We start from the raw sequence: 12,469 nt of genomic DNA on the forward strand, positions 1-12,469 counted from the left end.
ATTAAGCGCACCGTCGGACTCCGTCGTCGGCGTCGGACTCAGTCGTCGGCGTCGGACTCGACTTCCGTCCGCGAGGCCCGCCGGCTCGCGCGCTCGACGAACTCGTCGGGGAGTTCGTCGATCTCGCCGGCTTGGACGCCCCAGAGGTGGGCGTAGAGGTCGTCGTTTTCGAGGAGAGTGTCGTGGCTGCCGCGCTCTTTGATCCGGCCGCCCTCGAGGACGACGATCTGATCGGCGTCCTTGATCGTCGAGAGGCGGTGGGCGATGCTGAACGTCGTCCGATTCTCGGTCAGGCGATCGAGCGACCGCTGGATGAGCATCTCCGTCTCGGTGTCGACGTCGGAGGTCGCCTCGTCGAGGACGAGGATCTCCGGGTCCCTGAGGACGGCGCGAGCGATCGAGAGCCGCTGGCGCTGCCCGCCCGAGAGCTTCACGCCGCGCTCGCCGATCTCCGTGTCGTAGCCGTCCGGGAGGGCTTCGATGAACTCGTGGGCCTCGGCCGCCTTGGCGGCCTCGACGACCTCCTCGTGGGTCGCGCCGAACGTCCCGTAACGGATGTTCTCCTCGACGGTGCCGTAGAACATGAACGTCTCCTGACTCACGTAGCCGATCGAGCGCCGGAGGCTCGGCACCGTCACGTCGCGGAGGTCCGTCCCGTCGATCGAGATCGATCCCCCGTCGACGTCGTACATCCGGAGCAGAAGCTTCAGCACCGTCGACTTCCCGGCCCCCGTGGGACCCACGAGCGCCAGCGTCTCCCCGCCGTCGACCGCGAAGGAGACGTCTTCCAGAATCGTCTCGCCGTCGTCGTAGGCGAACGTCACGTCGTCGTAGACGACGCGTCCCTCCTCGACGACGAGCTCCTCGGCGTCGGGCTTCTCGGCGATCTGTGCGGGCTCGTCCATCAGGCCGAAGATCCGCGCCGCGGAGGCGTACGCGCGCTGGTACATATTGATGATCTGCCCGAACTGCGCCATCGGCCAGATGAACCGCTGGGTGAAGAGGATGAAGCCGACGAACTCGCCGGGGGTGAGCCCCCCCGAGAAGAACAGCGGCGCACTGCCGGTCTCCCGGTAGGTGAGCACCCAGATCCCGCCGATGAAGAACGTGATCACGAAGCCGACGCCCGAGAGGAGTCTGAGCCCGGGGAAAAACTTGATCCGGGTGCCGATCGCGTCCCAGTTGGCGTCGAAGTACTCCCGAGAGACGTCGTCGACGCGGTCGGACTCGAAGTCCTCCGTGTTCGAGGATTTGATCACTTGGATGCCGCCGAGGTTGTTTTCGAGCCGGGAGTTCAACTGCCCGACAGACGAGCGGACGTCGGCGTACTTCGGCTGGATCGTGTTGACGAAGCGGTAGGTGAAATAGCCGATCAGCGGGACGACGGTGAGCGTGACGGTCGCGAGTTGCCAGTTCCAGTACAGCAGGATGCCGGCGATGCCCAGCACCATCACGCCGAGGCGGAACGCCGAGTTCATCCCGTCGTTGAGGAATCGCTCGAGGCGGTTCACGTCGTTCGAGAGGATCGACATCATCTCGCCGGTCTGCTTGTCGGCGAAGAAGTCCATATTCAGCCGCTGCATCTTGTCGTAGGTGTCCGTCCGGATCGCGTGCTGGATGTGCTGGGCAAATGAGTTCCACCCCCAGTTTCGCGTCCAGTGGAACGCCGCGCCGCCGAAGAAGGAGACGGCGATCAGCCCCGCGGCGAGATACAGCTGTTCGGCCTGCGTCGTCGGCAGCCACGCGTCGGGCACGAGCCACAGCGAGAAGGGGCGCTCGTCGAAGAAGATCGAGTCGATCGCGACCGTCAACAGGACCGGCGGGAGCAGGTCAAGCACGCGAGCGACGACGCTCGACGTCAGTCCGACGACGAAGGCGAACGCGTTGTCACGGCCGTACTCGGCGAAGAGCCGGCGCATCGGGTTGTCCGCGCGCTCGCGCTGTTGCTCGAACGGATCGTCGTCCGCGGCGGCGCTTCCCATCACCGACGTTCAGGTCCCGTCGGTACTAAAGGGTTCCATCCGTCCCCGACGTCCGGCGCAGCCGCGGCTCACAGCGACCGACGCTCGATATCGGGGTCGATACCAGCGGCATCGAGATCCGCTCTGATCCGCGCTCGGAGCGGGTCGGGGACCGTCCCCCGACCGACGGGCACGGCGGTCCCGCCGTCGCCTTTCACCTTCCAGTAGAGGACGCACCCGGAGGGGCCGTAGTACTCGACGCTGTAGCGGTCGCCCTCGCCGCGGTAGTGAACGCGCGCGGCGTACCCCTCGGCGTGCCAGCCGTCGAGCGCGCCGAGGTCGTCGATCGAGCCGTCCACACTCACCGTTGTCCCCCGAGTATCGAGTCTTCGCTCTCGTTACCGTACTCGCGTTCGGTCGTAGCCGGCGTCGGCTCGGGCGTCGCCTCGGCCGGTCGATCCGCGTCGGTCGGCGGTCCCCAGGGCCCCTCGATCAGCAGGCGATCGCCGACGTCGATGCCGCGTTCCTCGGTGTACTCGTACGGGACTTCGAGGACGTACTGTCCGCGACCGCGGTACCGCGTCAGCTCCGAGTTCGACGTCCCCTCCGGCGGGAGTTCCGCGTGATGAACCGCGGTGATCCGCCCGTCGGCGTCGGCGAAGACGATGTCGATCGGGAAGGCCATGTCGCGCATCACGTAGGCGTACTCGCCCGCCGCGTCGTGGACGAAGAGCATCCCCTCGTCCTCGCCGAGCGCGTCGGTGTCGCTGAGTCCGGTGTAGCGCTTCCGGGACGTGTCGGCGACGCGGGCGGTCACCGCGGCGAGTCGCTCGCCCGTCTCGCCGTCGGCCACCTCGACGCTCGTCCGCTCGTACTCGCCGGTCGGGAGGATCCCGGGGTTGCTCGCGACGGCGACGACGCCGAGTGCGAGGAGGGCGGCGACCGCGAGCGCGACGGCGGCGAGTCGCGTCCGGTTGACCATACGGACTCATCCGGGCGCGTCGGCGTAAGGATTCCGCCGCTCGGGATTGGAAACCGTTATACCCGCGTGTGGACTGCTTCGACGTGCGGGCTCGTGGTCTAGTGGTTATGACGCTTCCCTTACAAGGAAGAGATCGGTGGTTCGACTCCGCCCGAGCCCATACGAGTGCCCGAGCGACAGCGAGGGCCGAGTGTTTTCCGAGCGGCGGATCGAACTCAGAGAGTCGCAGCGCCGAGCGGAGCGAGGCGACCGTCTCTCGATTAGTTCGACTCCGCCCGAGCCCATACGAGTTCCCGGGCCCGCTCTCGTAGCGGTTGCACGTCTCCTCCCATTCGACCGCGCGCGGTCGAATGCGCAATCAGTTGCAAACGCTTACGAGCCGTTTGAGGACCGCCACGGGATGGGCTCGCTCCAACGGCGTGACGTTTTTAGTAGATGGCACGACTCATTGCTCGAATAGTGGGCATTACGCCACCAAATTCGATCACGAACCGTGTCTGCCAGATTCTTGGATCCGATGCTGCTACGGTAGCGCTGACCGCGTGGCGGATCGGCTTCGCCCCCGGCGCTTCCACGGGTGTCGTTCGCGAGCGGTGCGCTCGGCTGGCTAACGCCGACTTCTTGGTTCGTCGCGAGCGCGAGTTTCTGGACGCTCAGTACGAGATCACGACGTGGGGAGAACAGTATTTGAGCGGGGACGTTGACGCGGATTTACGGCGGCCGGTTCCGGGTGTTCGGCCTTCGTATGCGGTTAGGCCGGGATGGTACGGGGGGTTTGGGTGAATCGTGGCTTCGGCATCTACCAATGCAGCGTTTAGACTGGTGGAGCTTGTCTCGCTCCTGTTGCCGATTATCCTCGTTGTCCTCCAGTTCACGGTTCGATACTACCGTAATGAGGAGACGGGATCTCCAGCGGTTCGACAGGCGACTGTGCTTATTTCTCTCGCCTTCGTCGCGGGGTGTACCATCTTAGCAGGTATTCTATCGATGGATTTCCTCATTCGAGAGGGATACGAACAAATGATTCAAGTTAGTCTCCAATTACTGCAGTTTGCGTTAGGATTTTTTGTTATCCCAGTGGTCGTAATCCTCTTGATGGCCCTTTCTGAAATTGGAGGTGACCTTCGGGAGAATTGGGTTTTTAGAAGGATACAGGCGCGGATTCCAGCCCTCCCTCCGGATCGAGGGGAAGAATCATACTCGGCGAATGGAAAGGTTTCAATGGAAGACGAAAACACGGAGTTAGAGAATGAGTGATACGTTCGAGGGGATTGTCGATCTAATTGCCGTCTTTCTATTGATCTATGTCCTCATCGTGATGTTTCAGAACCTCTGGCCGATGCTTTCCGGGACCCCATTCGCTCAGGAATTGATTGACGGAGCTATTCGTGGGGTGTTAATCGTTGGTCTGGCTGTCGTGGTCTATTTCGCCATCGAAGCTGTCAGCAACTAAGCTATGACCAAGGAAATCCCGTTTTGAGACTCGAAGAATGTGATTCCAGAATAGTGCTCATACTGATCTATTTTCTCACTTAGGGTTTTGAACTGAACTACCGTTAGTTCTCGGAACGATATATTCATAGCCGTAGGATCTAACCGATATTTTGCTATTTACCTTCCCCTCAGTTCAACTTGATAATCGCCATACTCCGACTTGGTAGACGTAGAAAGTCTTCACATCCGCTACGGCCTGCGAATTTTGATATTTCAACACGCGATAGAATGAACCGCTGTGCTTGGCGGTCGTGGGACCAAATTTAGGTTCCATATATGGTAGGAACCGAGACAGTGCCGGATACCGAAGCCTTAACTGGCCTGCCACGCGCACAAACTACCGTCCTACCCGGGACGACGCCAGCCTGGGCGTCTAAGCAAGTTCTGGGAGGTGAGTTATCATCACCGAAGTAAGATTGATCGCAGTCGCGATCTGCGGGACGGTCCTCGCTATCTCTGGAAGGGACGCGGGATTGGTCCTCGTCACGATCGCGGCCACGACCACAGTGTAGTAGTCTCGTCGGATCGACTACCCAGTGTGGACACGGCCTAACGTGTCCTACTGGATTCTACTCTGGGAGAATGAAATAATTTGCCCTTGGTACACCGGCAACGTCCACCTCAGTAGAAGAAACGAAATTTGTCTGCTCGGGTACCCACTAAAACCACGTTCTGAACCCTTTTTAGTACATATTTCAAACGGATTCGTGCCGGTAGCCCCGGCAGCCGAACCACCCGTGAGGGTGGAGCTGAGTTGATCTTCGGCTACTCGTCTGGTGTGATCGCCGCGAGCCCGACCGTGAAGGCGGCTATCGCCGCCGCTTCCGGGAATCGTCCGATCCACACCAGCGCTGTCACTCCGGAAGCTACTCAGCGACCGCCGACTCCACGATCTTGATTTCCGCGGTCACATAAAGTCGCTCAACTCTGCCTCTGTCTCGCTGGATCCAACAGTAAAGGTACTCGTCCCAAGTTCTTCGAGTGTGTCTACCTTCTCCACCATCACTTCTGAAGTTGTACCTCGGTTGTTTCGACGCTCGGTCACGGCTTCCCTCAACTTTTGTAACTTTTTGACGCTGATGTCCACACCCGAGGCCTTGATGACCGCTTCGTCAAGCCGATCCTGCGCATCGGTCTCGTCCGCCTCCAGAGCTTGGTACGCATCCTTGATTGTCTCTAACTCTTCCGTTTCCAATTTTCGGATGTCTAATACTGGGACACTGATCAGCTCGTACTTGGCCAATTCCAACATCCCGCGGCCTTCGCTTCGGCCCCACGCCTCTACGAGACCCTGATACACGTTTGAGTTCAGAACACCGAGAAGAGCCATTGTATCCACGCCAGCGTCAGGGTATAGGCAGTGAAGTCGGTTGTTCGGCACGATTCCTTCGTTGCGACTTGCGAAGATCCGGTACTTGAACCCCTTCGGATGTAGAATCGCCGCATTTCGCTTCCGTTCGATGTTGTAGCTTTGCCCTACATCGAACCAGACATCCCGACTGGCAGTCGTCTTCCTCTCGTTAAATCCTCGTGCTTCCCCCTCACGGATGTAGTCCACCAACTCGGTGTGGCCGTCTTCACGCAGCGACTGTTTAACCCGTTCCTCCAAGTCGGACTGCTCAAATCCTCCCTGTGACTTCACGTCCTCAACGTACTCGTGCACGTCAAGTAACCGCAGATTCGTCATCTTCTCGTTCAATACTTGTCCCTGTTCAATGTCCTTGATCCACCTGACCGCCGGCGATAGGAACTGTTCGTCAATTCCGCGCTCAGCTGCGTCTTTCTTGTCGAGGTAAAAGAACTCGTTTGCCCCAGTCTTGACACCGCCACCAGAATCCGCGAGGAGATCGTCAAGCGGCACCATCATCGGATTCTCCAACATTTCGATGAAGGTCTGCGGTGCGTCGAGGAAATAACCGAGCTTATTCGTCTCCCGATCCATCAAATAGTCTTGGCTGACTGCCACCGTACGATACGCCTCGCGGTTCACGACTGCCATTTCACGATTATCCTCAATCGGGTAGTCGAAATCGAGGGTGTCAATAATGTCCTCCACTTCCATCGTGTCCTTCAAGCGGATGAAGTTCACCGTATTGTTGCGTCTTTCCGACTCGTCGTTACACTTCTCCAGCATTAACATCGCGCCGTCAACGAAAGCATCCTCAAAGGCCCGAGCACCGAACCCGACAACAGCCCGTACTTTAAATTGGTCAAACAGGAACTGTTGGAAGCCCTCTCCGTACCGAGTCATCATCCACTTCGTTGGGATAATGTACCCCATTCGACCACCATCACGTAGGAACTGGGTTCCGTGTGTCACGAAGTAGACGTAGGCGTCGCTGTACCCGCTCAATCGTTTGTCTCCGTCGTAATACTCTTTCCCCAGTTCTTTCAGATGGCTCCGGAAGTGTTCCGAGTCCGGGTAGAGGCTCCGGTGATCCATATAGGGGGGGTTGGCAACAGCGGCATCGAACTTCCCAAGAACTCCGTCCACTTCTTCTTGCTCACCGATGCGCGTACTTGCCAAATACTGCGTCTCAGGCTCGATATTGAAGAAGCTGTCATGATATAAGTGAAGCCGATCGGTGCGTTCGGAGATGTTCTGGCTCGCCAGATTGATTGCTGTCAAGTGGAGTGGGAAACGGTTTACATCAGCACCAACGATGCTGTCTACGATCTCTTGATGTGTGGCGGTCGGGGCCACCGAGTTGAGTCGATAATACGCCTCAACACAGAAGGTCCCACTCCCTGAGGCTGGATCCAGAACCTTCGGAAGTTGATTATCCTCTCGCGGCTGGATAGCCCAATACGTCAACGTCTCCGCAATCTTCGGCGGGGTGTAGAACTGCCCGAGTTCCTTCCGTTCTTCCGCCGGAATTAGCTCTTCGTATATCTCGCCGAGCAAGTCCTCATCAAGTGAAACGATCTCTTCTGCCTCGATATTATTCAGGAAGTCCTCAAGCGTCTGGAGCGTCTTCTTATTCTGCGGAAAGTCGGCGAATAGGCTCGCTCCACTGTCGAAGATCGGCTCATAGTCAATCTCCTCAACGATAGTCTCGAACTGATTCTGGAGGTGCTTCTCCAACCCGCTCAATGTCGTGTGTTCATGCAGTGAATCAAGTTCGAACCCGCTCTTGGTCTCAATCTCCGGTATGGTCTCTCCTCTTTCGGGATCATACTTTGGTCTCGTCTTCTCCCGAACAACTTCGTAGAATAGCACCTTGTTCGTCAAGAGGTACGCGTACTGCTTCCCAGCCACCTCAAACTGCTCGTCTTCGTCAAGGTCACTATAGTCGTTCTCAGCCACCCACTTGTCAAATTGTTGTGTAAAGCGCTCGTTTCGACCGTGCTTCTTCTCAGCGAGCGCGGCGTACGTCGGCCAGATAGAGGAATGGAACGACCGGAGTACTCCAACGATACGCTCCCGCTCAGTCTGGTCCGGAAGCGACTGTTCGTGATGGACGTGTTCAACGACGCCAAGGAGTTGAGGTATCGCCTCTGAAAGATCTGCCTCACGGAGATTGAAGTAGTAGAAATCTACGTCCTGCATCTCGATCTCTCCCTGATAATGGAAGAGGAACATATCGTTGGAGTTACAGGTGATGAAGAATTCTGTATCTAACTCGTCTGCGTACCCACGAGCCTGTTTTACCACATTATGGTCACGTGGGTAGATGTCGTCACGCTTGACCTCGATAACCACCTCGCCGTTCAACGGAGATGGGATATAGATGTCTGCGAACCCATCCTTGGTGGTCTTCTCTGAAACTGGTTCCTCAAAGAGCGTGTCGTTCTCTTCGATGTAGTCGAGTAAGCGTGTGTAGAAGATGCCGTGAAACTTCGCTTCCTTTGCGCTCATTACAAACTGCCACTTATCCACACGTCAAAATTGTAACGACGTGAGAACGTGGTCCCCTGGGGCAGGAAGAGTCGAGCCAGAAACTGTTCACACATTGTACCGGAGGTATTCTCTATATTCTTCACAAGAATTTGCCTTCATTGAGAGTTTCAACCGAGTCAGCAGCGATTCAGGGAATCAAATCATAACCAGCTTGCAGGCCTGCCATAGTTAATTTTGCAGCGACCTGCGTACCGATGCCAGCACCGTACTGTTTTGCTCGCCCAACAAGGTCGTGGAGTCGAGATTTATTCACGCAGACCGCGGCCGAGGGCGCGCCATCGGAATTTACGTCGGTTTCACGCCTAACACTCTTATCGCTCCGCTCGCTATCTACACCCACGATGTCGATCGACAGGGAGACGTTCGAGAACACGAGCGCGGACGAGCTCGAGGGGCTCTCCGTGCCGGATCAGGTCCTCGGCTTTCTGGCCGCGAACGACGAGCAGGCGTTCAAGGCCCGCGAGATCGCCTCCCGGACCGGGCTCGACGAGGGCGCGGTCAGCACGGCGCTCTCGCGGTTGAAAGACCGCGAGCTCGTCGAGCACAAGGCGACGTACTGGGCGGTGACCGACGACGAAGCGCGACTGGCCGACTACGGCGGCTACGAGCGCGCGACCGCGCTGTTCAACGACCGGCTCGGGCCCGAGGACCGAGACGAGTGGCGCGAGCACGCGCCCGACGAACCGCATCCGAGCAGCGAGGACCGGCAGTGAGCGACGACGAGGAACCGATCTACGAGCGCGGCGACGTCGTCTACGGGGCCGATCCGTTCAAGCCCGGCGTGGAGGGTCGCCCCTAGCTGATTCTCTCGAACCACGAGGGCCGCCCGTTCCACGGCGAGCAGTACATCGCGGTCACGCTCACGACGAAATCGTGGCTGGACGGGCTCGTCGACGTGCCGGACGCCGGCTGGATCCGCGGCGGCACTCCCGAGGAGAGCCGAATCGTTCCGTGGGGCGTGCAGTCGATCGGCCGCGACGATATCGACTTCTGGCAGGGCCGACTCGACGCGGAGTTCGTGGATGCCGCCGTCTCTACGCTCATCGCGGAACTGCAGCGGTAGCCGTACCGTGGATCGAACAGTGATTTCGATCGACCGCCGCGAGATTCGCCCGAGGGCGGAGCAGTTCTCACGCCAAGGTATACGGGAAAATTCTCGAAAATACAGGAAGAATTTTGTCTGTACGGGTGCAACCCGAGTCTATGACGTCGAAAGCCGACAAGCGGGGCCGGATCTACCTCCCTAAAGAGATCCGCGAGAAGCACGGTCGGAAATACCGTATTGTCGAACTCCCGTCGCACGTCGCGCTGTTTCCCGTCGCCGACGATCCCCTCGCCGCGATCGAGGAGGCGGTCGGCGACGCCCTGGCGGGCAAAGACGTCGACGAGCTCAAATCCGAAGCCCGCTCGAAAGCGGCCCGCGAGGTCGCAGCCGAACGCGACGAGGAAGAGGCCTGACGCGGGATGTACGTCGAGAGCGATTTTCTGTTTGCCCTCGCGAAGCCCGAGGACTGGCTGAAAGAGAACGCGACGGCCGCACTCGAATCCGAGGACGTCTACACGTCGCTCACCGCCTACACGGAGTTTCTCGTGTACTGGTACGACGAGGACGCGGGCGAGTACACCGTCGACGCCGCGACGGTCGTTCCGAACCTCCTCGAACTGGTCCCGATCCGTCCAGCCGAACACGAGGAGGCGCTGCTCGCGGCCGTTTCCTTCATCGAAGAGTACGGCACGACGCCGTTCGACTCCGTGCACGCCGGAATCGCCCACGTCAACGGCGACACCGTCCTCTCCACGGAGCAGGATTACGACACCGTCGGGGTCGAACGCATCCCACTCGACTCGTACCTCGACGACTCCGAGTGAAACCGCAAGAGACGCCGAGATTCTAGGACACGTTTCGAGCCCGCCCGCCGGCTCTTGCCGCTTTTCGCACGCCCGTATCACGATTCACACTCCTTTCCGCCCGAGCCCATACGTACCACGCACGGTTTCTGAAGGGAGGGGAGGACCCCCGGACCGTGATGTCCCGTCCCAACCGAGCTACTGCTTCGATTGGTCCACTCGAATGCGGACTTCGATCTCATCGGGATCGTGAACGACGACCCCATCACCCGTCTCGGTGAGCGAAACGTCGCTGGCTATGAGCCGTTCCCGAACTGCCTCCAGAGACGCTTCGTCCGGGACGAGCACCTCGAACCACGACAGTCCGCGGCCGCTGACCGACCTCGTTCTGTGGTTCCACGTGTTCGCCCCGAGATGGTGGTGGTAGCCCCCGGCACCGGCGAAGAGCGCGGCTGGCAGCTCAGTTTGGACCTCGAACCCGAGGGTGTCCACGTAGAAGTCGCTGAACGCCTCCAGCGAGGACACTTCGAGGTGAACGTGCCCCACGTCCGTTCCAGCAGGGAATCCTGCATCCCCCGCGGCGGCAGCTTCCACGGGGCCGAGATCGAGGGGATACGTCCCCATCCGGATGCGCCCGTTGTCGGCGCGGGGCCAGTCCTCACGGGGGTAATCTCGGTAGATTTCGATGCCGTTGCCCTCCGGGTCGGTCAGGTACAGCGCCTCACTGACGCCGTGGTCGGACGCACCGCCGAGCCGCCAGTGCTCCCGAACCCGGGCTAACGCGTCGCCCAACGCCGCACGCGAGGGGACTCTGAACGCGTTGTGAAAGAGTCCAGCTCCCGATCGGTGTCGTCCGAGTGCCTCTTCATCACCCTCCAAGACGAGGAGTGATGTCCCCTCGACACCCAGTACGGACCTAGTATCGGACCGCCGAAGCACGCTGAGCCCAACGACATCCCGGTAGAAGTTGGTCAGCTCCTCGAGGTCGGTGACGCGGAGCGCGGTTCGTCCGATGTGTGCCTCTTGGGGGAGTACGTCTGTGGTCATCGAGATCATATAGTGGTTGTAGTCGCTGTATTATACGTCTGTACCACTCGACTGAGATGCGTCAGCGGAGGAGTCCTCTCGGTTGAACACTACCCGTTCGAGTGAGAGCGAGCCGGGACCACTCAAGACGAGCGCGACTGCGAGCAAGGCCAGCGCGAGCGTCAATTCGATACCGCCACTTGCGGCCGGATACCCATTCGGGAGGTGGTAGAGAATCGTCGCGACGAGCATGTCGATCGCGACCAACGCGCTCGTGATTCGGACGGCTATGCCGACCAGTAACAAGATACCGCCGACTAGTTCGAGGAGACCGACGCCCCACGCAGCAATCGAGGGGAGTGGAACACCGAGACTCGCCAAGAAGCCCGCGAACCCTCCGGGGCCCAGCGGCTTCGGACCGATTCCGAAGACTTTGCCGACCCCCCCGACAAGCATCGGAATACCGAGGGCTAGGCGAAGGAAGACCAGACTCAACTGCGAAGCCGTCTCGGGCGAGTCGTGATTGGCCATTACTCCTTCACCTCCGGCTGCCCGCCCGTCATCTGGACGATCTGGCCCGTGACGCCCCGGTTCGAGAGCAGGTGGAGCACCTCGTCGACGACGGCCTCCGGGGCCGTCCACGTCGAGAAGTCCGCGTCGGGCATCGCCTCGCGGTTCCCCGGCACGTCGATGAGGAACGGAGCGACTGCGTTGACCCGGGCGTCGAGTTCGACATCGAGCGACTCGGTCAGCGTGCGGACCGCGCCCTTGCCGACGTCGTACGCGAGCGTGCCACCAACGGGTTCGATCGCGCGGTCGGAGCTGAATAGGACGACGCCGCTCTGCTCGCTGAGGTGGTCCGCGAAGGCCTTGACAGTCAGGAAGGCCGTCGTCGCGTGGCGATTCAGTGCGGCCTCAAAGGCACCGCCGTCGGTGTCGCTGACGCCGCCCATCGAGAACCCACCCGCGAGGCCGACGATGTGGTCAATCGATCCGTGCTCGTCGCCGACAGTCTCGGCGAACGCTTCGACAGCCGCCTGATCGGTCAGGTCGACTTGGTGATAGGATACCGCGTCGGCGTGCTCAGCGCGGGTCTCGACGTCGTCTCCTTCGGTTTCGGTAACGTAGGTGCCGATGACATCAGAACCGTGGTCAGCGAGTCGGTCAGTCACGTACGGGCCCATGTTGCCGGTGGCGCCGGTCACGAGCACCGTCGAGCTTCGTAATTCCATTACATTACCTAGTTTGTTACCAAAC

General features: G+C 59.9%; 11 protein-coding genes, 1 tRNA gene and 2 pseudogenes. 7 read left to right on the forward strand and 7 right to left on the reverse strand.

Annotated elements, in window-relative coordinates; genetic code table 11:
* Window positions 1-38: 38 nt before the first annotated feature.
* From ACT3HL_RS01755 to ACT3HL_RS01765, 3 genes and pseudogenes are all read right to left on the reverse strand, one after another.
* On the reverse strand, window positions 39-1,982 hold the full coding sequence (locus ACT3HL_RS01755; RefSeq protein ID WP_445085083.1) for an ABC transporter transmembrane domain-containing protein: 1,944 nt from the start codon (window positions 1,980-1,982) through the stop codon (window positions 39-41).
* 68 nt (window positions 1,983-2,050) lie between these two features.
* Window positions 2,051-2,320 carry a DUF7538 family protein gene (locus ACT3HL_RS01760; protein WP_445085084.1) on the reverse strand — a complete coding sequence of 90 codons (270 nt, stop codon included), beginning with the start codon at window positions 2,318-2,320 and terminating at the stop codon, window positions 2,051-2,053.
* Window positions 2,321-2,448: 128 nt separating this feature from the next.
* Window positions 2,449-2,943, reverse strand: a pseudogene (locus tag ACT3HL_RS01765) (DUF192 domain-containing protein); the annotation flags it as partial.
* 87 nt (window positions 2,944-3,030) lie between these two features.
* On the opposite strand from ACT3HL_RS01765, the gene ACT3HL_RS01770 reads away from it, so the two are divergent.
* The 3 genes from ACT3HL_RS01770 (at window position 3,031) to ACT3HL_RS01780 (ending at window position 4,396) form a co-directional block, all read left to right on the forward strand.
* Window positions 3,031-3,103, forward strand: a tRNA-Val gene (locus ACT3HL_RS01770).
* 662 nt (window positions 3,104-3,765) lie between these two features.
* On the forward strand, window positions 3,766-4,200 hold the full coding sequence (locus tag ACT3HL_RS01775) for a hypothetical protein (RefSeq protein WP_445085085.1): 435 nt from the start codon (window positions 3,766-3,768) through the stop codon (window positions 4,198-4,200).
* Complete coding sequence (locus tag ACT3HL_RS01780) at window positions 4,193-4,396, forward strand: hypothetical protein (protein WP_445085086.1); 204 nt, start codon at window positions 4,193-4,195, stop codon at window positions 4,394-4,396. The genes ACT3HL_RS01775 and ACT3HL_RS01780 overlap by 8 nt, the downstream gene beginning before the upstream one ends.
* 948 nt (window positions 4,397-5,344) lie before the next feature.
* Here ACT3HL_RS01780 and ACT3HL_RS01785 read toward each other — a convergent pair.
* Entirely contained in the window at window positions 5,345-8,296 is a 2,952-nt protein-coding gene (locus ACT3HL_RS01785; RefSeq protein ID WP_445085087.1) for an N-6 DNA methylase, read from the reverse strand.
* A 383-nt stretch (window positions 8,297-8,679) separates the two neighbouring features.
* Between ACT3HL_RS01785 and ACT3HL_RS01790 the strand changes: the two genes are divergently transcribed.
* The 4 genes and pseudogenes from ACT3HL_RS01790 (at window position 8,680) to ACT3HL_RS01805 (ending at window position 10,207) form a co-directional block, all read left to right on the forward strand.
* Window positions 8,680-9,051, forward strand: coding sequence for a MarR family transcriptional regulator (locus tag ACT3HL_RS01790; protein WP_445085088.1), 372 nt, complete (start codon window positions 8,680-8,682; stop codon window positions 9,049-9,051).
* Window positions 9,048-9,401: pseudogene (locus ACT3HL_RS01795) on the forward strand (type II toxin-antitoxin system PemK/MazF family toxin). Before ACT3HL_RS01790 ends, ACT3HL_RS01795 begins: the two are co-directional and overlap by 4 nt.
* A 140-nt stretch (window positions 9,402-9,541) precedes the next feature.
* Complete coding sequence (locus ACT3HL_RS01800; protein ID WP_445085089.1) at window positions 9,542-9,796, forward strand: AbrB/MazE/SpoVT family DNA-binding domain-containing protein; 255 nt, start codon at window positions 9,542-9,544, stop codon at window positions 9,794-9,796.
* Between the two features lie 6 nt (window positions 9,797-9,802).
* Window positions 9,803-10,207 carry a PIN domain nuclease gene (locus tag ACT3HL_RS01805; RefSeq protein WP_445085090.1) on the forward strand — a complete coding sequence of 135 codons (405 nt, stop codon included), beginning with the start codon at window positions 9,803-9,805 and terminating at the stop codon, window positions 10,205-10,207.
* Window positions 10,208-10,384: 177 nt separating this feature from the next.
* Here the strand turns inward: ACT3HL_RS01805 and ACT3HL_RS01810 are convergent, their stop codons facing one another.
* The 3 genes from ACT3HL_RS01810 to ACT3HL_RS01820 are packed head-to-tail and all read right to left on the reverse strand — an operon-like array spanning window position 10,385 to window position 12,444.
* Window positions 10,385-11,233 (reverse strand): VOC family protein, encoded by an 849-nt coding sequence (locus ACT3HL_RS01810; protein WP_445085091.1) that lies wholly within the window; start codon window positions 11,231-11,233, stop codon window positions 10,385-10,387.
* Between the two features lie 30 nt (window positions 11,234-11,263).
* Complete coding sequence (locus ACT3HL_RS01815; protein WP_445085092.1) at window positions 11,264-11,743, reverse strand: DoxX family membrane protein; 480 nt, start codon at window positions 11,741-11,743, stop codon at window positions 11,264-11,266.
* Entirely contained in the window at window positions 11,743-12,444 is a 702-nt protein-coding gene (locus ACT3HL_RS01820) for an SDR family oxidoreductase (RefSeq protein WP_445085093.1), read from the reverse strand. Before ACT3HL_RS01820 ends, ACT3HL_RS01815 begins: the two co-directional genes overlap by 1 nt.
* Window positions 12,445-12,469: the final 25 nt, after the last annotated feature.

The organism is Halobellus sp. GM3 (assembly GCF_052545375.1).